Source organism: Kitasatospora sp. NPDC051853 (genome assembly GCF_044452665.1).
Classification (GTDB): Bacteria; Actinomycetota; Actinomycetes; order Streptomycetales; family Streptomycetaceae; genus Kitasatospora.
Map to the genome: position 1 here is coordinate 257283 of NZ_JBITBY010000001.1, position 19339 is coordinate 276621.

The following is a 19339-nucleotide window of genomic DNA, read 5'->3' on the forward strand; positions in this document are numbered from 1 at the left end:
AGTCTCCTGGCGGTGAGTGCGTGCGAGGGGTCGGGGCGGGGTCAGGCGGGGTGGACCGGGAGCTCCTCCAGGCCGCGCATCATCAGGCTCTGCCGGCGGCGGAGCCCGTCGGCCGGGCCGGCCAGCCGCAGGCCGGGGAAGCGCTCGAACAGCCGGCCGAGCACGATCTGCCCCTCCAGCCGGGCCAGCGGCGCGCCCAGGCAGTGGTGGATGCCGTGGCCGAAGGCCAGGCCGGCGGTGTTCGGCCGGTCCAGGTCCAGCCGGTCCGGGTCCTGGTGGCGGGCCGGGTCGCGGCCGGCCGCGGCCAGCGAGACGGTGACGAACTCGCCCGCCGGGATGAGCACGTCGCCGACCTTCACCGGCTCGGTGGTGAACCGCCAGGTGGCGTTGGAGACCGGCCCGTCGTAGCGCAGGAACTCCTCGATCGCGGCGGGCCAGAGCGACTCGTCCTCGGCCAGCCGGGCCCGGGCCCCCGGGTGGGTGAGCAGGGCCAGGGCGCCGTTGCCGATCAGGTTGACGGTGGTCTCGTGCCCGGCGACCAGCAGCAGGAAGGCCATCGGGATCAGCTCCTCGGCCGCCAGCCGGTCGCCCTCGTCCCCGGCGTGGACCAGGTCGCTGAGCAGGTCGTCGGCCGGCTCGGCGCGCTTGGCCGCGATCAGCGCCCGGAGGTAGCCGATCATCGCCACGTTGGCGTCCCGGACCTCCTCGGTGCCCGCGCCGGAGACCAGCAGGTTGGACCAGCGGCGGAAGTCGGCCCGGTCGTCCGGCGGCACTCCGAGCAGCCAGCAGATCACCGTGAACGGCACCGGGAAGGCCAGCGCCTCCATCAGCTCGACCCGCTCCCGCCCGGCGAAGCCGTCCAGCAGCCCGTCCACCAAAGCGGTGATCCGGGGCCGGAGCGACTCGACCCGGCGGGCGGTGAAGGCCCGGCCGACCAGGCGGCGCAGCCGGGTGTGGTCCGGCGGGTCGCTGTCGAGCATGTGGGCGGCCAACTCCTGCGGGAACTGGCTGCGTTCGCCCGCCTCCCGGAGGAACTCCTCCCGCTTCGCCGGGTCCACGAAGTTCTTCGGGACCAGCTGGAAGCCGACCCGCATGTCCTTGCTCAGCCGCGGGTCGGCGAGCAGCGCGCGGGCGTCCTCGTACCTGGTCACCAGCCAGGTGCGCAGCCCGTTCGGGGTGAGCACCGGGACGGCGCCCGCCGCCTCGCGCAGCTCGGCCAGGACGGCGTACGGGTCCTGGTGGAAGGCGGGGGTGAACAGGTCGAGCGGGGCCGCCGGGGTGGTGGGACGGGTCATGCGCCGGCTCCTGTCCGGTCCGGCTCGCGGCTGGTCGCGCCGTAGCTCGCGAGCTCTCGGTAGATCTCGAACGGCCGGTCCCGGCCGGTGTCGCGGAAGGGGCGCAGCGGGGCGGTCTGCTCGCGGTGCGCGGCCCCGCCCTCCCAGCGCTCGAAAGCCTCCCAGCCGTCCCAGCGGCTGACCACCACGAAGCAGTCCGGCCGGCCCGGCGCGGCGAGCAGCTTGTTGCCGAGCAGGCCCGGGGTGCCGGCCATCCGGCGGCTGGACTCGTGATAGGCCGTCAGCACCGCCGCCGGGTCGTCGCTCAGGTGGTAGAGCACCACCTCGACGGCGCCGGCCGTCACGGCGTGCCGTCGGCCGCGCCGGCCAGGGCGGCCACCACGTGCATGGTGGTCATCGAGCCGGCGCTGCGGTACGGGTGCAGCTTCCGGCGGTGCGTCAGGTGCCGGTCGCTGGTCTCGAACTCGCGGAACCGCGGCTCGTCGGTCCAGTCGCTGACGATCCAGTAGACGCCGCTCTCCTCGGCGCTGCGGGAGAGCCACTGGCCGAGGTTGGCCGGGTGGTCGGTGACCGAGTCGCCGACCTCCCGCCAGACCCGCTCGAAGTCGGCCTCCATGCCGGGGTTGATCTGCATCCGGAGCATCACCCGGAAGACCTGGTCGTCCATCAGATGCCCCCGTCCACGTTGACGGTCTCGCCGGTGACGTAGCCGGACAGGTCGCTGAGCAGGAACAGCACCGGGGCGGCCAGCTCGGCCACCGTGCCGAGCCGGGCCAGCGAGGTCTTCTGCGCGTAGGTGGCGCGCAGCGCCTCGGCGCGGTCGGCCGGCATCGCGTCGAAGGCCTCGGTCTCGATCACCCCGGGCGCCACCACGTTGACCCGGATGCCGCGCGGGCCGAGCTCCTTGGCGAGCGAGCGGGTCAGCCCGGTCATGGCCGCCTTGGCGGCGGTGTAGTGGGCCCGCAGCGGGATGCCCGCGGCGGCGCCCCGGGAGCCGATGTTGACGATCGAGGAGCCGGCCCCGAGCAGCGGCAGGCTCTGCTGGATCACCCGGTAGGCGGCGGTCAGGTTGGTGTCGATGATCCGGGACCACTCGTCCGCGGGCAGCTCGGCGAACGGGACGTGGCTGATCACGCCGGCGTTGTTGACCACCCCGTCGAGCCGGCCGTACCGCTGCTGGGCGAGCGCGGCCAGCCCGTCCACCTCGTCGATCCGGGCCACGTCGGCGCGGACCACGTGGTGCTCGCCCGGGGTCTCCTTGAGCTCCCGGACCAGGCTGTCCACCGCCTCGCCCTCCTGCCGGTAGCAGGTGAGCACGTCGGCGCCGGCCCGGGCGGCGGCCAGCACGATGCCGCGGCCGATGCCGCGGGTGCCGCCGGTGACCAGGATCTTCCTGCCGTGCAGTGCGATGTCCATGGGATTTCCTCCTGCGGGGGTGTCGGGGTCGGCGTGGGTGCCGGGGTCAGACGCAGCCGTCGGCGTGGATGTCCTGGCCGGTGATGTAGGAGGCCCGGTCGCTGCCCAGGAAGAGCACCAGCCGGGCGATCTCCTCCACGGTGCCGAGCCGGCCGAGTGCGGTGAAGGAGGAGAACAGGCGGCGCTGGTGCTCGGCGGCCTCGGGCGGCAGCTCGTCCAGGGCCTCGGTGGCGATCCGGCCGGGGGAGACGGTGTTGACCCGGATGCCCCGCGGGCCGAGCTCCCGGGCCAGCGAGCGGGTCAGCCCGACCAGCCCGGCCTTGACCGCGGTGTAGTGGGCGCCGCCGGCCATGCCGATCCGGGCCACGGTGGAGCCGAGGTTGACGACCGAGGAGCCCGGGCCGAGCAGCGGCAGGGCGCGCCGGGTCACCAGGTGAGCGGCCGTCAGGTTGCCCTGGACGGTGGCCGCCCACTCGGCGGGGTCGAGCTCGGGGTAGGGCACCGGCCGGAACGCGCCGGCGTTGTTGACCACCACGTCGAGCCCGCCGAGGCCGGCGTCGCACTCGTCCAGCAGCCGTTCGACGTCCCGCTCGTCGGCGGCGTCGGCGCGCAGCACCCGGTGCTTGCCGGGGGTCGCGGCCAGCTCCCGCTGGAGCGAGTCGACGGCCTCGCCGTCCTGCCGGTGGCAGGTCACCACGTCGGCGCCGGCCCGGGCGGCGGCCAGCACCACGCCGCGGCCGATGCCCCGGGTGCCGCCGGTGACCAGGAAGCGGCGGCCGGCCAGCTGCCGGTCGGCGCGGGCGGCGGCCTCCACCTTGGCCTTGATCAGGCGCAGTTGGACCAGGGTGTTGCGGTTCAGCCGGTCGGTCATCCCGGCGTCGTCGAGCGGGGCGCCGGGCTTCATCGCGAAGTCCTGCAGCCAGCGCATCCGGACCCCGTCGGCCTGCTGGACGTACTCCCAGCGGATGTCCATGTGCTCGAACGGGCCGGTCTCCACCCGGCGGGCCCGGACCGTGCGGGTGCGCGGGTCCGGGGTCCGCTCGGAGACCCAGCTCCACACCCGGCCGTTCTCGTCCGGGTGGAGCGCGAGCCGGAAGGTCACGGTGTCCCCGTCCCGCCCCAGGATCTCGGCGCTCGCGTACTCGCTGAACAGCCGCGGCCACTCCGCCACGTCGTTGGTCATCGACCAGACCAGCTCCATCGGGGCGTCGATGGTGATCGCGTTGTCGGTGTGCCCGGCCATCAGCGCACCACCTCGGCCAGCCGCGAGTTGACGTAGTCGACCACCTGACGCGGCGTCTCCTTCTGTTCGAACTCGCCGTCCGGGATCCTGAACCCGTACGCGCGCTCCACCCGGCTGGCCAGCTCCAGCAGGGCCAGCGAGTCGTAGCCCAGCTCGTCGAACGCCACGTCCGCGAGGTCCCGCCCCTCCGGTTCGCTCCGCTCGTCCGTACCGGCACCCGCGCGCAGGATCCGCAGCAGGTCCTCCACCGTGAACTCGGCCATCAGCAGCCGCCTCTCGTCGTCTCGGGTCACTTCGGGGGGTGCGGGCCGTCACCGGCGCCGACCAGCAGCGCGGAGGTGAAGCCGCCGTGGCCGCGGGCCAGCACCAGGGCGGTGCGCGGCCCGGTCGGCCGGGGCCGGTCCAGCACCAGGTCGATCTCCAGGCCGGGGGCCGGGCGGACCGGGCCGGCGGTGTGCGGGACCACGCCGGCCCGCAGGGCGAGCAGTGCGGTGGCGGTGTCCAGCGCCGCGCCGCCGGCGTAGAGCCGGCCGGTCAGGGTCTTCGGCGCCGTCACCGGCACCCCGCCGGGGCCGAACACCTCGGCGATCGCCCGGGCCTCGGCCGCGTCCTGCTCCGGCAGGCCGGAGGCGTCCGCGAACACCATGTCCACCGCCGCGGCGGCCAGGCCCGCGTCGGCCAGCGCGCGCCGGATCACGGCGGCCAGCACCGGCGGCCGGTCCGAGCCCGGCGGCGGGTCGAACCCGGCCGCGTAGCCCAGCAGTTCGCCGTGGTGCGGGGCCCCGCGCTCGGCCGCCCCGGTGGCGCTCTCCACCACCAGGAAGGCGCCGCCCTCGCCCGGCACGAAGCCGGTCGGGTTCTGGTCGAAGGGCAGGTAGGCCCGGTCCGGGTCGGTCCCGGTGGACAGCCCGCCGGTCGACAGCTGGGCCACCAGCCCGTACGGGCAGAGCGAGGCGTCGGTGCCGCCGCTGAGCACCAGCCGGGAGCCGGAGGAGAGCAGCCGCCGGGCCTGCCCGAGCGCGTCCAGGCCGCCGGCCTGCTCGCAGCAGAGCACCCCGCACGGGCCCCGCATGCCGTGCCGGATGGAGACCTGGCCGGTGGTCGCCGCGTAGAACCAGGCGATCGACTGGTAGGCCGTCACCCAGGACGGGCCCCGCTGGTAGAGCCGCTCCATCTCGTGCTGGCCGAACTCGGTGCCGCCGGAGGAGCTCGCGCTCACCACCGCCATCTCGTACTCGGGCAGGGCGGCCGGATCGGCACCGGCGTCGTCCAGCGCGGCGGCCGCGGCGGCCAGCGCGAAGTGCGTGAAGCGGTCGGTCTGCGGGACCAGCCGGCCCGGCACCTCCGCCGAGGTGGCGAAGCCGGGCACCTCCCCGGCCACGGTGACCGGGTAGCCGGTCGTGTCGAACCGGGTGATCCGGCCCAGGCCGCTCTTGCCCGCGAGCACCGACTCCCAGTGCTGCCGGGTGCCGGTCCCGGTCGGGGCCACCACGCCGATCCCGGTCACCACGGCCCGCCCGGGCCGTGCGGTGCCGATCCCCGAGGCGCTCACCGGGCCGCCCCCGCGGCCGGCCGGCCCAGCACCATCGCGGTCTGGAAGCCGCCGAACCCGCTGCCCACGCTGAGCACCCGGTCCATCCGGTGCTCGCGCGCGGTCACCGGCACGTAGTCCAGGTCGCACTCCGGGTCGGGGACCGCGAGGTTGGCGGTCGGCGGCACCACCTGGTGACGCAGCGCCAGCGCGCAGGCGGCGATCTCCAACGAGCCGATGGCGCCCAGCGAGTGACCGATCATCGACTTGATCGAGCTCACCGGCACCTCGTAGGCCCGGTGCCCGAGGCTGTGCTTGAACGCGGCCGTCTCGTGCCGGTCGTTCTGCTTGGTGCCGGAGCCGTGCGCGTTGACGTAGTCGATGGCGGACGGGTCGGTCCTGGCCCGGTCCAGCGCGACCCGGATCGCCTCGGCCATCTCCCGGCCGTCCGGCTTGAGCCCGGTCATGTGGAAGGCGTTGCTGCGCCCGGCGAAGCCGAGCACCTCCGCGTACACGGTGGCGCCCCGGCGGCGGGCCGCCGCCTCCTCCTCGATCACCAGCACCGCCGAGCCCTCGCCCAGGACGAACCCGTCGCGCCGGCCGTCGAAGGGCCGCGAGGCGTGCTCCGGGTCGGCGTTGTTGGGGGTGGTCGCCTTGATCGCGTCGAAGCAGGCGAGGGTGATGGGGGACAGCGGGGCGTCGGTGGCCCCCGCGAGCACCACGTCGGCGCTGCCCTCCTCGATCAGCTGCACGCCGTGCCCGATCGAGTCCAACCCCGAGGTGCAGCCCGTGGAGACCAGCGCCACCGGCCCCTCGGCCCCGACCTGCCAGGCCACCTCGACCGCCAGCGAACTGGGCACCATGTACCCGTACAGGTGCGGGACGCCGTAGCTGTGGTCCACCAGCCAGTCCCGGCCGTGGTCGGAGAGCACCGTGTACTCCTCCTCCAGGCCCATCGTGCAGCCGACCGCGCTGCCGACCGACACGGCGACCCGGCCGGGCTCGACGGCGGCCAGGTCGAGGCCGCTGTCGGCCACCGCCTCCCGCGCCGCCACCACGGCGAACTGGGCGGCCCGGTCCATCCGCCGGACCTCCCGCGGGCCGAGCCCGGCCGCCCGCGGGTCGAAGTCGCACTCGGCGGCGACCTGCGAGCGGAAGCCCGCCGGGTCGAACAGGCTGATCCGCCGGGTGGCCGTGCGCCCCGAGGCCAGCAGGTCCCAGTAGGCCTCCTTGCCGATGCCGCCCGGCGCGACCACCCCGACACCGGTGATGACGGCCCGTCGGGTCACCGTGCGCCCCCGACGTCCGGATTGCCGGCGCCGGCGTTCAGCGGCTGCTCGGTGTCGATGTGGCCGAGTTCCGGCCGGGGGGCCAGCGGCGAGAGGTGGAACACCGCCTCGGCCGGGACGGTCCCGGTGTTGACCAGCCGGTGCCGGACCCCGATCGGGACCAACAGCGAGTCCCCGGAGGTGAGTTGGACCGGCTCGTCGTCCAGCGTCATCTCCAGCCGGCCCCGCACCACGTGCAGGAACTCCTCGGAGTACGGGTGCAGGTGCTCGGTGACGTACTCGCCCGGGGCCAGCGTCAGCCGGCCGCCGAAGCCCGAACTGCAGCCCACCGTCTTCGGGCTGAGCGTCACCCGGATGTCGCCGCCGCGCTTGGTGTTCGCCTCGACCGCGGCGGCCGCCACCTTGACCACGGGCCCGGTCACGCGCCACCGCCCAGGTTGGCGCGGGTCGGCCGGGTGATCTCCGCACCGCCGTCCGGCGTCCAGGAGTAGAACGGGACGGCCATCGCGTCCTTGGGCTCGCGCCAGTCGGGGTCGAACGGCGTGATGAACTCGCCCAGCCGGGTGTTGATCTCGTGGTACCTCGGGTGGCTGCGGGCCCGGTAGAGGTTGGGCGCGATGTCCTGCTCGGCCTCGACCAGGTGGAAGTACAGGTTGTGGAAGGCGAACAGGGTCCGCCTGGACACGCCCACCAGATGGGGGAGTTCGGTGCCGTCCGAGTCGGCGAAGACCTGCGCCACGCCCTCGGCGTCGGCGAGGTCCATCCTCGCCACGATCAGCGTTCGATGCACGGTGCCTCCTTGCTCGTCGCTACCCGACCCATGCTGGTGGGCGGTGTTCGAGGGACTCTCGAAGCCCTCTGGAGGGCCGACGGGCGCGGCCGGTGGGCGCGGACGCCCTTGGGCCCCGGACGCAGCCGGGCCCGTCGCGCCGGGCGGCGCGACGGGCCTGGAGGGTGGTGCGGGTGTGGGGGTGCGGTGCGCGGTGCGGTCAGCCGCGGCTGACCGGGCGGGAGAGCAGGACGGCGGTGACCGGTTCGTAGCGGGCGGCCGGGGCCGGGTCGTCGTCGCCCCACAGCAGCAGCAGGGCCTGCCGGGTGAGCCGCGGCACGATGTACACCGGGGCGGCCCCGGACTCCCGTTCCTCGGCGCTGACCGGCAGTTCGTCGACCAGGTGCCCGTCCACCAGGTCCTCCAGCAGCGTCTCGGCGTCCTCCGCTCGCCGAGACAGCAGCTTCGCCGCGTCGTCCGCCCGCCAGCACCGGCGGTTGCGCTCCGCCAGCAGGTGCAGCAACTTGCGGTGCGGCTCGGGCAGGTGACGGTAGCTCGACCCCACGGTGCCGGCCAGCGACTGGGTGCCGGCCGGCAGGCCCAGCAGCACCGACTGGTTGCTGCGCAGCCGCTCGGCCAGCCGCGCCGCCGACCAGCCGGGCCGGGCCGCGAGCCGGGCCGCGACCGCCCGGACCACCAGCGGCAGCCCCTCGCACATCCGCAGCAACTCGTGCGCGGCGGCCGGTTCGTCCTCCCAGCGCCGCCCGCCGGCGACCCGGTTGTACAACCGCAGCGAGTCGTCGGTGGAGAGCGCGGAGAGCACCACCTTGCGTCCCATGCCGAGGGTGTGCGCCCGGTACCGGTTGGTGGCGATCACCGCGCACCCGGAGCCGCCCGGGATCAGCGCGCGCAGCTGGGAGGCGGCCAGCACGTCGTCGACCACCACCAGCACCCGGCGGTCGGCGGTCCAGCTGCGCAGCAGCCGGCTGAGGTCGTCCAGCCCGGTCGGCAGCTCGTCCCGGCGCAGGCCCAGGGAGCCCAGGGCGGCGGCCAGCACCTCGGTGAGCTGGGCCGTGCCGTTGCCCACCGCGGTCAGGTCGACGTAGAGCTGGCCGTCCGGGAAGTAGCGCCGGAGCCGGTGGGCGGCGCGGATCGCGAACGCGGTCTTGCCCACGCCGGGGGCGCCGTGCACCTCCACCACCCGGGTGCCGGGCTCGGCCCGCCGGGAGTCGCCGAGGTAGCTCTCCAGCTCGGCGAGCTCCTCCTGGCGTCCGACGAAGTCCCCGATGTCGGCCGGGAGTTGGGCCGGGCTGAGCAGGGCCGGCCGCTGCGGCGCGGTCCGGCCGGCGCCGGCTCTGGCCGGGGTGGCGGGCCGGCCGCGGTCGGCCAGCACCTCCTGGTGCAGCTGCTGGAGCGCGGCCGAGGGCTCCAGTCCGAGGTCGTCCACCAGTCGGGCGCGCAGGGTGCGGAACACGTCCAGTGCCTCCGGCCGTCGGCCGTTGCGGTGCAGGGCCCGCATCAACTGGTCGGCGAAGGCCTCGTGGGTCGGGTGGGCCCGGAAGGCCGTCGACAGCTCGTCCAGCACCGCGTGGTGCCGGCCGAGCTCCAGCTCGATCGCGAACCGGCGCTCCATCGCGTTGCGGCGGTGCTCCTCCAGCTGGGTGGACCAGGCGGCCAGCCGCCGGCTGCCGGTCACGTCGACCAGGGCCGCGCCCTGCCAGGTCCCCAGGGCCTCGGCGAGGGTGTCGGCCGCCTGCCGTGCCCCGCCGGCCCGGTGCTCGCCCCGGCTGCGCTCCACCAGCCGCTCGAAGCGGTAGGCGTCGACGGTCCGGTTGTCCTCCAGCTGGAGTTCGTAGCCGCCGACCCTGGTCAGCAGGGCGGGGCGGCCGGTCGGCGGACAGGACGCGAACGGGGCGCCGGCCTGCCCGGTGGCCAGCCGCAGCCGGCGGCGCAGCTGGTAGATGTAGGTCTGAAGGGTCGTCAGCGCGCTGAGCGGGGGGTGGTCCTCCCAGAGCTCCTCGCACAGCTGGTCGACGCTGACCAGGGTGTTGGCGTTGAGCACCAGCAGCGCCAGCACCTGGCGGAGCTTGGGGGCGGACGGAGTGACGTCCTCGCCGTCACGATGGACGCGGAGCGAGCCCAGAATTCCGATCTCCAGCATGGCACATCCTCATTTCAGCCACATTCGCACCTGGCAATCAGGGTAGAGTCGAGCGTGAAATCAAAAGTCCGCCAATTGCCTTTTCGATGTTCGTTTCCCGGGAGGCGGTGGCCGCCTCGCACCAGGAGATGAGCGGCTCTGCGCCGCCGGAAGCCGGTGGGAGGCAACCGGAGATTGTGCCTCCACCTGGCTATTTTCTCCCCCGAGTTCGTCTGCCACCATATTCGGCCGGATGCATATATGGCAAGGGCGGCTCAAAATCAAGTCACCGGGGAATGCAATCCGGACGAATGTGGTGGCCGAGGTGTGACGCCTCCATGTCAGATCCGCAGGTCGACCCGGTACTCGGTGAGCCAGGTGTCGAGCTGGATCATCATCTCCATGCTGGCCCGCTCCACCCAGGCGAACGCCCCGCTGGGCGCGCTGCCGGCGGCCAGCGCGGCCCTGGTCGCGGCGGTGTCCAGCAGCGGCGCGACCGCCGCCCCGCGGTCGGCCGCCAGCTCGGCGAACCGGGCCCGCAGCCGCTCCCCGTACTCGGCCTCCTGGGTGGTCGGGTAGGCGCTTTTGCGCCGGTTCAGCACCGGCTCCGGCAGCAGGTCGGCGACCGCCGCCCGGAGCAGGCTCTTCTCCTGGCCGTTCACCCGCTTCAGTTCGGCCGGCACGTTGTAGACGTACTCCACCAGCGCCCGGTCGCAGAACGGCGGCCGCAGCTGCACGCCGTGCGCCATGCTCATCCGGTCCGCCCGGTCCAGGTGGGTCGGCGCCCAGCGGGTCAGCGCCAGGTAGCTGACCTCGCGGGCCCGGCGCTCGGCCGCGCTCTCGCCGGCCACGTGCGGCACCTCGGCCAGCGCGTCGCGGTAGTGCTGGTCGGCGTACTCCAGGAAGTCCAGCTCCTTGCGCAGCCCGAGGTCCACCAGCGAGCAGCCGAGCCCGCCGGCCGCCGCGTCGTGCCCGCGCTCGAAGGAGACCCACGGGAAGGTGCGGGAGTTGCTGTGGCCCGGGTCGTACGCCCAGAAGTACCCGTTGAACACCTCGTCGGCGGTCTCGCCGGACAGCACCGCCGTCACCCCCGCCCGGCGCAGCGCGGCGAAGAACAGCAGCAGCGAGACGTCCATGTCGCCGAGCGGCGACGGCCCGTCCTGGCTGCGCAGCGCGGCCGCGTGCACCTGACGGTCCGCCAGCGCGGCGGTGTCCAGCAGGACCTCGGTGTGCTCGGTGCCGATGTGCCGGGCGGCCAGCTCGGCGAACGGCGCGTCCGGGGTGGCCCGCATGGTCGGGTGCGGCTGGAAGTTCTCGGTGTAGCCGGTGAAGTTCACCGAGAAGGTGCGCAGCGGGCCGCCGCCGGACTCACCGAGGGTCCGCCGGGCCAGCGCGGTCAGCGCGCTGGAGTCGATGCCGCCGGAGAGCATCGCGCCGACCGGGACGTCCGCCCGCAGGTGCCGGGCCACCGAGCCGGCCAGCAGCTCGCGCACCGTGGCGACGGTGGTCCGCAGGTCGTCGGTGTGCGGCCGGGCCGGCAGCGACCAGTAGCGCTGCTCGACCGGGCCCTCCCGACGGACCGTCAGCAGGTGGCCCGGGAGCACCTCGCGCATGCCCCGGAACACGCCGGTGCCCGGCTTGCGGCTGTGCGCGAACAGTTCGCGCAGCCCGTCCGGGTCCACCACCGGGCGCACCTCCGGATGGGCCAGCAGCGCCTTCGGCTCGGAGCCGAACAGCGCCCCGGTGGCGGTCGGGTAGTAGCAGAGCGGCTTGACGCCGAGCCGGTCGCGGGCCAGCAGCAGCTCCTGCCGGCGGACGTCCCAGAGCGCCAGCGCGAACAGGCCCTCCAGCCGGGGGAGGAACCCGGTGCCCCACTCCAGGTAGGCGTGCAGCGCCACCTCGGCCTCCGAACGGCCCGTCAGCCGGTGGCCCCGGGCGGCCAGTTCGGCGGCCAGCTCGACGTGGTTGGTGACCGCCCCGTCCAGGGTCAGCACCGCCACCGGACGGCCGTCGTCGGCGAACACCGCGGGCTGCGCGCCCCGTTCGAGGTCGAGCAGCGCGAGCCGCCGGTGCGCCAGCGCGGCCGGCCCCCCGGTCCACTCGCCGGCGCCGTCCGGCCCGCGGTGCGCCAGCACCGCGGACATCGCCCGCAGGGTGCCGGCCTGCCCGGCCGCGTCCCGCTCGAAGTCCACCCAGCCCGTGATCCCGCTCATCGTGCAGTCCTCTCGTCGCGTCCGATTCCGGTACGGTTCACGGCCGTTCGCCGGCGGCCGGGCCCCAGGTGCCCGCCTCCGGCACCACGTCCACCAGGGCCAGGCCGTCGGCCGCCACGGCGGCCCGGAACGCGGCCAGGTCCGGGACGGCGGTGACCACGACGCCCAGCCGCCGCCCGGCCGCGTCGCCGTAGCGCCGGTACAGCTCCAGGTAGCCCCGGGCGGTCCGCTCGGCGTCCCCGTCCAGCCGGAAGCGGACCGGGCCGCGCAGCCCCTGCCAGGTCAGCTCGCCCGCCGCGCCGCCCGCGAAGTTGTGCCGCCAGCCGCTGCCGGTGGCGACCACCAGGCCCCCGTCCAGCCGGTGCACCCCGGCCGGCACGGTGTACGGGCGGCCGCTGCGGCGCCCGGTGAAGTGCAGCAGTGCCAGGTGCCGCGCCACCGGGCCCGGATCGGGCAGCGCGAGCAGCTCGCGCATCCGGTCGTCCGCGCCGTCCCGGTCCGGCCCCCCGGGCAGCGCCCGCCGGACGGTGCCGCCGGTCACGACAGCACCACCGCGGCCGCGGTCAGGGTGCAGCCGGCCAGCGCGCAGCAGGTGCGCACCAGGTGCCAGTCCCGCCACTGCGGCCGGGGGTCCTGCCAGTCCGGGCCGAGGTCGGCCGGCCCGGTGGCCTTCACCCGCCGGTTGATCGGCACGTTCCTGGTCTGCGACACCACCGCCACCCCCGCCATGCACAGCACCGCCGCGCCGAACAGCAGCCGCGGGGCGCCGTCGGCCCGGAGGGCCAGCACCAGGTCGACCAGGACGGACCCGGCCACCACGAAGGGCATGATCCGGTCGTAGCGGCGCCCGAGCAGCTTGTGGGTGGCCACGTACCGCTCCGGCGTCATCGCGATCAGCGCGGGCACCACGCTGACCGCCACCGCGAACAGCACCCCCGCCACCAGGCCGGTGCCCACCAGCACCGCCACGCTCATGGTCTCCAGCACGCTCCCCGTCACCCTCTCCGTCCGTCGGCCGGTACCTGACGAAGCATCACCGGATCGGCTGGGGCAGCGCTCGAATCCGCCTGGGACGTGGTAGGGCGCCGGGGCCGGCGGCTCGCCCGCGCCACCAGCCCGGTTCCAGCGCCCCGGTGTTCGCTTCGCCCGGCAGGGCTCGCATCACAGGCAACCGAAGGGAGCGGACATGGCCGACGAGACGACCGAGGTCCTGATCGTGGGCGGCAGCATGGTGGGTCTGGCCCAGGCCCTCTTCCTGGCCCGGCAGGGCATCCGGCCGGTCCTGGTGGAACGGCACACCGAGGTCTCGGCACACCCCCGGGCGCAGGCCGCCAGCCCGCGCACCATGGAACTGCTGCGGGCGCTCGGCCTGGAGCAGCGGGTGCGCGAGCGCGAGACGCCCGGCGCCCAGTACGGCGACATCCTCCAGGTCGAAACGCTGGCCGGGGCCGAACTCGGCCGCTTCGACGGCCCGTTCCGGCACGACCCGAACGAGGTCGGCACCACCGGCTGGACCCTGATCGGGCAGGACCGGCTGGAGCCGGTGCTGCTGGACCGGGCCCGCGAGCTGGGCGCGGACGTCCGGTTCGGCACCGAGCTGGTGAGCCACCGTCAGGACGCCGACGGCGTCACCTCGGTGCTGCGCGACCTGCGCGACGGCAGCGAGCGGACGGTGCGCAGCCGGTACCTGGTGGCCGCCGACGGCTTCCGGGCCGCGATCCGGGAGGGCCTGGGGATCGGCACGCACGGCCGGGGCGTGCTGGGGCAGCAGATGAGCGTGGTCTTCCACGCCGACCTCGGCCCGTACGTCGCCGGGCGCAGCTTCTTCCTCTGCTTCGTCAGCAACGACCGGGTCAAGGGCGTGCTGGGCCGGCTCGGCGGGCCGGACTCGGACCGCTGGGTGCTGGCCCCGAGCCTGCCGCCGGGGGCCAGCCACCGGGAGTACTCCGCCGAGGAGTGCGTGGAGCTGGTCCGGGCCGCCGTCGGGGTGCCGGAGCTGGCGGTCGAGGTGGAGTCCTCGACCAGCTGGGAGATCGCCGCCCGGGTCGCCGACCGGTTCCGGGACGGGCGGGTGCTGCTGGCCGGGGACTGCGTGCACGTGATGCCGCCCACCGGCGGCTTCGGCGGCAACACGGGCATCCAGGACGCGCACAACCTGGCCTGGAAGCTGGCCCTGGTGCTGCGCGGCCAGGCCGGCCCCGAGCTGCTGGACAGCTACGAGCAGGAGCGGGCGCCGGTCGCCGGGTTCACCGTGGAGCAGGGCGTGATCCGCTACCTCCAGCGCAGCGGGCTGGACGCCGAGGTGGCGGCCCGTCACCGCCCGGAGACCACCGTGCTGTTCGGCCACGTCTACCGCTCCGGCGCGGTGCTCGCCGAGGACGGCCCGGACGACGGCGCCCCGGTCGAGGACCCGGTGGTGCCCTCCGGCCGCCCCGGCACCCGGGCCGCCCACCTGCCGCTGGTGGTGGACGGCCGCACCGTCCCGCTGCACGACCTGCTGACCGGCGGCTTCCTGCTGCTGGCCGGCCCGGCCGGGGCCGGCTGGGAGCCCGCCGCGGCGGCCGTCCGGGCCGCCACCGGGCTGGACCTGACGGCCCGTCGGGTCGGCGCCGAGGAGCCGCCGGAGACGGTCGAGCGCTTCCTCAAGGCGTACGGGGTCGGCCCGGCCGGCGCCGCGCTGGTCCGGCCGGACGGGTTCATCGGCTGGCGGACCACCGCGCTCCCGGCCGACCCGGCCGAGGCCCTGGGCACGGTACTGGCCAGGCTGCTGCGGCCCTGACGGCCCGTCGGGTCGGCGGTGCGGCGGCCTCGCGGCCCGACGGCACGACGGAAGGGGCGCCCGGCAACCGGGCGCCCCTTCCGTCGTACCCGCGTCAGTCGCGGTCGAGCAGCGTGCGCAGCGCGCCGGTCACCGCCTCGTCGGGGGCGGTGTCCCGGCCGGTGGAGCGCCAGGCCACGAAGCCGTCCGGCCGGACCAGCGAGGCACCGCCGAGCGGCAGCCCGTACCGGGCCCGGAACGCCCCCTCCGGATCGGTGAACTCCCCGTCCGGGCCGATCCGGTGGACCGCCAGCGGCACGCCGAGCCGGCCGGCCCCGGCCACCGCCCGCTCCGTCCAGTCGCCCGCCGCGCCGTCGGCCAGCAGCACGAAGCCGTCGCCGAACAGGTCCAGGCAGGAGACCGGGCCGTGCGGTCCGCCCAGCACCAGGTGCGGCGCCCGGGCCCCGGGCCGGCCGGTCGGCCGGGCGGGTTCCTCGAACGGTCCGGCGTCGGCGCCCGGTTCGGCGGCGAACGCCCCCGCCGGGTAGCGGTAGCCGAAGGTCACCGTGGTCTCGTCCAGCAGGTCGGCGGCCACCTCCTGGAACTGCTTGCCCTCCCGCACCGCGAACCGCAGCATCGCCTGACGCACCGTCTGCTCGGCGACCGGGCGGCGCTCGGCCTGGTAGCTCTCCAGCAGCCCCGGGCCCGCCTGCCCGGCCAGCACCAGGGCCAGCTTCCAGGCCAGGTTGTACGCGTCCTGGATGCCGGTGCTGGCCCCGAACGCGCCGGTCGGCGGCATCACGTGGGCCGCGTCGCCGGCCACGAACACCCGGCGGGTGGCGAAGGCGTCCGCGACCCGGGCCGAGATGTCCCAGGACGGCAGGTGGGTCGACTCCACCTTGAGCGCCAGCTCCGGCACCCCGACCGCGGCCCGGATCACCGCGGTGCAGCGCTCCTCGGTGAAGTCCTCGGCCCGCTGCCCGCGGTCCGGGAAGTAGGAGACGTTGAGCACCCAGCGCCGGTCGTTGTCGATCGGGATCAGGGTGCCCCGGACCTCCGGGTTGTTGACGTACGCGGCGATGATCCGGCGGCCGCGCAGCGCCTCGGTCAGGTCCGCCTCGAAGAACACCGAGACCAGGTTGGTGATGGTGCCGGGGCCGGCCGCGCCGATCGAGAGCAGCTCGCGGACCGGGCTGCGGCTGCCGTCCGCCGCGATCAGGTACGCGGCCCGGAGCTCCTCCGACCGGCCGGTGGCCAGGTCGGTCACCCGGGCCCGTACCCCGTCCTGATCCTCCGTCACCGCGTCCACCCGGGTGTGGAAGCGGACGTCGGCGCCGACCTCGACGGCCCGCGCCCGCAGGATCGGCTCCAGCTGGTTCTGGTCGATCAGGGTCCACTGGGTCGGGCTGATCCGGCCGATGTCCTCGGGCGTGGCGTTGGGCATCCGCACCCGCTCCGCCCCGGCCAGCGTCTCCACGTGCACCAGGTCGGTGTTGCCGGAGATCGGCGAGCGCCCGGCCCGGACCTGCTCCTCGATGCCGACCGCGCGGTACAGCTCCATGGTGCGCGGGTTGATCGCCCGGGCCTTCGGGTGGGTGGAGGTGTCCGGATGCCGCTCGACCAGGATGGCCCGGACGCCGTGGTGGGCCAGGAACACCGCCGCCGACAGGCCGGTCAGCCCGCCGCCGACGATCAGGACCGGGGGCCGCTCCGCGTTCACGCCGCCTCCTTGCGGGCCGTCACCAGGGTGTGGGTGCCGAGCAGCGGCTCGGCCGTGTCGCCGGTGAAGCCGGCCTCGCGGAGCCAGGACCGGCAGTCGCCGACCCGGTACTCGGAGCCCTCCGGGCTGACGAGGCGCATGTGCAGGCTGCTCAACAGCCGCTCCGGGTCCCGTCGTTCGTCGTCGATCATCCGGTCGTAGACCAGCACCGCGCCGCCCGGCCGGACCGCCCCGGCCACCCGGCGGAGCAGCTCCAGCCGTCGCTCGTCGGAGAAGCCGTGCAGGATGTGGCCGAGCACCACCACGTCGGCCTGCGGCAGCTCGTCGGTGAAGAAGTCGCCGCCGACGAAGGAGACCCGGTCGGCCAGGCCGAGCCGGCCGATGTGCTCGGTGAACAGCGGCCTGGTGCGCTCCAGGTCGAAGCAGACCGCCTTCAGGTGCGGATGGGCCCCGGCCAGGACGGCGGCCAGGTTGCCCCGGGCCCCGCCCAGGTCCACGAAGGAGCCGTGCCGGGCCCAGTCGATCCGGCCGGCCAGCTCGGCGCCCATCCGGTCGCTGTACGCGTCCAGCCCGGCCAGGAAGCGCTTCATCTTGGCCGGGTCCCGGTGCCGGTCGCCGACGAAGCCGCCCTTGTCCGGGTCCAGGTGCTGCGGCTCGCCGGTGCGCAGCGCCTCGCCGAGCCGGCCCCAGGTCCCGTACAGGGTCTCGTTGGTGAGCTCCACGAAGCCGCCCAGGTAGGAGCCGGAGCCCGGTACCAGGTAGGCCTCGGCGAGCGGGCCGTTGCGGTAGCGGTCGCCGGTGCGCTCCAGCAGGCCGAGGCCGGTCAGCGCGTCCAGGAAGTCGTCCGCCATCCGCGGGTGCAGCCCGGTGCGCCCGGTCACCTCGGCGGCTCCGGCGGGCCCGGCGGCCAGTGCGTCGAACACGCCGAGCGTGACGGCGCTGTGCAGCACCTTGGCCGCGCAGTCCGCGATGGTCAGCCGGATCAGCGGGCCGGGGTCCACCCGGCCGGCCGTCCTCGGGTCCTCGGTCGTCGTCACGCACGCCTCCTGGTCTCGGTGCCGTCGGGTCCTGCCCCGACCTTCGCGGGCGGCCGTCGAGGCGGGCTCGAAGCCCGCTGTAACTCCGGCGGGCCGTGGGCGGGGCGGGCCGGGGCCGGCCGGAACGCCGACGGGCCGCCCGCCGGAGGTGTCCGGCGGGCGGCCCGTGGTGCGGGTCGACGGTGCGTCAGGAGTGCTGCTCGGCGGGCTGTTCGTGGCCGTGACCGTGGCCGCCCTCACCCTCGCCGTGGCCGCCCTCGCCGCCGCCGCCCCAGGTGCGCAGCGGCAGGTCCTTCATCAGCAGGGCGCAGACCAGGCCGACCGCCAGGACCGGGACGGTGGCCAGGAAGACCGGGCTGAGCGCCGCGGCGTAGGCCTGCTCGACCGCCTGGCGGGTGGTGTCCGCGAGCCGGTCCAGCACCTCGTGCGAGGCGAGCGAGTCGGTGCTCACCCCGTTCAGCCCGCCGGCCGGCACCCGGGCGGTGAGCTCCTCGGTGAGCCGGTTGTAGAAGATCGCGGCGAACACCGAGATCCCCAGCGTGCTGCCGAGCTGGCGGGAGAACGCGACGGTGGCGTGCACCGCGCCGATGTCGTCGCGCGGCGCGGTGTTCTGCGCGGCCATGGTGAGCACCTGCATGTTGAGGCCGGCCGCGACGCCGAAGACCAGCATGTAGCCGATCACCACGGCCCGCGGCGTCCCGGTGTCCATGGTGGAGAACAGCAGCGCGCCGACGATGCCGGTGGCCATGCTGGCCACCGGGTACCACTTGTAGCGGCCGCTCCTGGTGATCAGCTTGGTGGAGACCACCGAGGCGGCGACCAGACCGGCCATCATCGGCAGCAGCACCAGCCCGGACATGGTCGGGGTGGCGCCGGTGGCGACCTGGACGTACAGCGCGAGGAAGACCACCGCGCCGAGGAAGACCACCCCGGCGGCGGCGCTGACCAGCACGCTGACCGAGAAGGTCGAGTCGCGGAACAGGTGCAGCGGGATCACCGGCTCGGCGGCCCGCCGCTCGACGGCCACGAACAGCCCGCCGAGCACCACCGCGACGGCCCCCAGGCCGAGGATCTGCGGCGAGGTCCAGTCGTACTTCCCGCCGCCCCAGCTCGCCACCAGGGTGAGCGCGACGATGGCGCCGCTGAGGGTGAGGAACCCGGCGTAGTCGATCTTCGCCCGCCTGGTCTTCGGCGGCAGGTGCAGGAAGGCGGCCAGCATGCCGAGCACCAGCAGGCCCAGCGGCAGGTTGACCAGGAACACCCAGTGCCAGCTGAGCAGGTCGGTGAGCACCCCGCCGACGGCGGGGCCGGCCACCGCCGCACCGGCGAAGACCATGCCGAACATGCCGTAGTACTTGGCGCCCTCGCGCGGGCTGAACAGCTCGCCGATGATCGCCAGCACCGAGACGAACAGGCCGCCGGCGCCCAGGCCCTGGACGACCCGGAAGGCGATCAGCTGCTCCATCGACTGGGCCGCGCCGCTGAGCAGCGAGCCGAGGATGAAGATCACGACGGCGGCCAGGAAGACGGTCTTGCGGCCGAACAGGTCACCGAGCTTGCCGTAGACCGGCGTGGTGACGCTGCTGGTGATGATGTAGGCGGTGGTGACCCAGGCGAACAGGTCGAGCCCGCCCAGGTCGCCGACGATCCTGGGCAGCGCGGTGGCCACCACCTGGGAGTCGAGCATGGCCAGGAAGATCGCGAGCATGCAGGCGAAGATCACCGGCTTGATCCGGGTGCCGGGCGGCGGGCCGGCCGCGGGCGGCCCTTCCCCGGGGCGGGTGGTCGGAGCTGACACGGGTCTGCCTTTCGAGCGGTGTGATCAGGGTGGTGCGGCGGCCTGTGCCGCCGCGGATGGAGCTAGGGGCTGTCTCCTCGATGGGGCCGGGGCCGCGCCGCCGGGGCACGCACCTCGCCGGCTTCTCGTC

18 protein-coding genes and 1 pseudogene are annotated in these 19339 nt (G+C 74.9%); 1 reads left to right on the top strand and 18 read right to left on the bottom strand.

Annotation, left to right across the window (positions count from 1 at the left end):
• Window positions 1-41 precede the first annotated feature (41 nt).
• The 15 genes and pseudogenes from ACIA8O_RS01205 to ACIA8O_RS01275 form a co-directional block, all read right to left on the bottom strand.
• A complete protein-coding gene (locus ACIA8O_RS01205) occupies window positions 42-1295 on the bottom strand; it encodes a cytochrome P450 (RefSeq protein ID WP_396291399.1) in 1254 nt (417 codons plus the stop codon).
• The gene (locus tag ACIA8O_RS01210; RefSeq protein ID WP_396291400.1) at window positions 1292-1639 is read right to left on the bottom strand and encodes an antibiotic biosynthesis monooxygenase family protein; all 348 of its coding nucleotides are present in this window, start codon (window positions 1637-1639) and stop codon (window positions 1292-1294) included. The genes ACIA8O_RS01205 and ACIA8O_RS01210 overlap by 4 nt, the downstream gene beginning before the upstream one ends.
• Window positions 1636-1962: an antibiotic biosynthesis monooxygenase family protein gene (locus tag ACIA8O_RS01215; protein ID WP_396291401.1), complete on the bottom strand. Its 327-nt coding sequence runs from the start codon at window positions 1960-1962 to the stop codon at window positions 1636-1638. The genes ACIA8O_RS01210 and ACIA8O_RS01215 overlap by 4 nt, the downstream gene beginning before the upstream one ends.
• Window positions 1962-2711, bottom strand: coding sequence for an SDR family NAD(P)-dependent oxidoreductase (locus tag ACIA8O_RS01220; RefSeq protein ID WP_396291402.1), 750 nt, complete (start codon window positions 2709-2711; stop codon window positions 1962-1964). The genes ACIA8O_RS01215 and ACIA8O_RS01220 overlap by 1 nt, the downstream gene beginning before the upstream one ends.
• Window positions 2712-2757: 46 nt before the next feature.
• On the bottom strand, window positions 2758-3525 hold the full coding sequence (locus ACIA8O_RS01225; protein ID WP_396292099.1) for an SDR family NAD(P)-dependent oxidoreductase: 768 nt from the start codon (window positions 3523-3525) through the stop codon (window positions 2758-2760).
• A pseudogene (locus ACIA8O_RS01230) lies at window positions 3511-3954 on the bottom strand (SRPBCC family protein); the annotation flags it as partial. The gene ACIA8O_RS01225 and the pseudogene ACIA8O_RS01230, both read right to left, overlap by 15 nt.
• The gene (locus ACIA8O_RS01235) at window positions 3954-4217 is read right to left on the bottom strand and encodes an acyl carrier protein (protein WP_396291403.1); all 264 of its coding nucleotides are present in this window, start codon (window positions 4215-4217) and stop codon (window positions 3954-3956) included. The pseudogene ACIA8O_RS01230 and the gene ACIA8O_RS01235, both read right to left, overlap by 1 nt.
• A 26-nt stretch (window positions 4218-4243) precedes the next feature.
• Window positions 4244-5506, bottom strand: coding sequence for a ketosynthase chain-length factor (locus tag ACIA8O_RS01240; RefSeq protein ID WP_396291404.1), 1263 nt, complete (start codon window positions 5504-5506; stop codon window positions 4244-4246).
• Window positions 5503-6774 (bottom strand): beta-ketoacyl-[acyl-carrier-protein] synthase family protein, encoded by a 1272-nt coding sequence (locus tag ACIA8O_RS01245; RefSeq protein ID WP_396291405.1) that lies wholly within the window; start codon window positions 6772-6774, stop codon window positions 5503-5505. Before ACIA8O_RS01245 ends, ACIA8O_RS01240 begins: the two co-directional genes overlap by 4 nt.
• On the bottom strand, window positions 6771-7196 hold the full coding sequence (locus tag ACIA8O_RS01250) for a cupin domain-containing protein (RefSeq protein WP_396291406.1): 426 nt from the start codon (window positions 7194-7196) through the stop codon (window positions 6771-6773). The genes ACIA8O_RS01245 and ACIA8O_RS01250 overlap by 4 nt, the downstream gene beginning before the upstream one ends.
• Window positions 7193-7564 carry a TcmI family type II polyketide cyclase gene (locus tag ACIA8O_RS01255; protein WP_396291407.1) on the bottom strand — a complete coding sequence of 124 codons (372 nt, stop codon included), beginning with the start codon at window positions 7562-7564 and terminating at the stop codon, window positions 7193-7195. Before ACIA8O_RS01255 ends, ACIA8O_RS01250 begins: the two co-directional genes overlap by 4 nt.
• 199 nt (window positions 7565-7763) lie before the next feature.
• Entirely contained in the window at window positions 7764-9704 is a 1941-nt protein-coding gene (locus ACIA8O_RS01260; RefSeq protein WP_396291408.1) for a BTAD domain-containing putative transcriptional regulator, read from the bottom strand.
• 320 nt (window positions 9705-10024) lie between these two features.
• Window positions 10025-11896, bottom strand: coding sequence for an asparagine synthase (glutamine-hydrolyzing) (gene asnB / locus ACIA8O_RS01265; RefSeq protein WP_396291409.1), 1872 nt, complete (start codon window positions 11894-11896; stop codon window positions 10025-10027).
• 37 nt (window positions 11897-11933) lie between these two features.
• On the bottom strand, window positions 11934-12437 hold the full coding sequence (locus ACIA8O_RS01270) for a hypothetical protein (protein WP_396291410.1): 504 nt from the start codon (window positions 12435-12437) through the stop codon (window positions 11934-11936).
• Window positions 12434-12883, bottom strand: a complete 450-nt coding sequence (locus tag ACIA8O_RS01275; RefSeq protein ID WP_396291411.1) for a DUF1772 domain-containing protein — start codon at window positions 12881-12883, stop codon at window positions 12434-12436. Before ACIA8O_RS01275 ends, ACIA8O_RS01270 begins: the two co-directional genes overlap by 4 nt.
• A gap of 199 nt (window positions 12884-13082) precedes the next feature.
• Between ACIA8O_RS01275 and ACIA8O_RS01280 the strand changes: the two genes are divergently transcribed.
• Window positions 13083-14675 carry an FAD-dependent monooxygenase gene (locus ACIA8O_RS01280; RefSeq protein ID WP_396291412.1) on the top strand — a complete coding sequence of 531 codons (1593 nt, stop codon included), beginning with the start codon at window positions 13083-13085 and terminating at the stop codon, window positions 14673-14675.
• Between the two features lie 94 nt (window positions 14676-14769).
• Here the strand turns inward: ACIA8O_RS01280 and ACIA8O_RS01285 are convergent, their stop codons facing one another.
• From ACIA8O_RS01285 to ACIA8O_RS01295, 3 genes are all read right to left on the bottom strand, one after another.
• Entirely contained in the window at window positions 14770-16374 is a 1605-nt protein-coding gene (locus tag ACIA8O_RS01285; protein ID WP_396291413.1) for an FAD-dependent monooxygenase, read from the bottom strand.
• A complete protein-coding gene (locus ACIA8O_RS01290; protein WP_396291414.1) occupies window positions 16371-17411 on the bottom strand; it encodes a methyltransferase in 1041 nt (346 codons plus the stop codon). Before ACIA8O_RS01290 ends, ACIA8O_RS01285 begins: the two co-directional genes overlap by 4 nt.
• A 187-nt stretch (window positions 17412-17598) precedes the next feature.
• On the bottom strand, window positions 17599-19209 hold the full coding sequence (locus ACIA8O_RS01295; RefSeq protein ID WP_396291415.1) for an MDR family MFS transporter: 1611 nt from the start codon (window positions 19207-19209) through the stop codon (window positions 17599-17601).
• Between the last annotated feature and the right edge of the window lie 130 nt (window positions 19210-19339).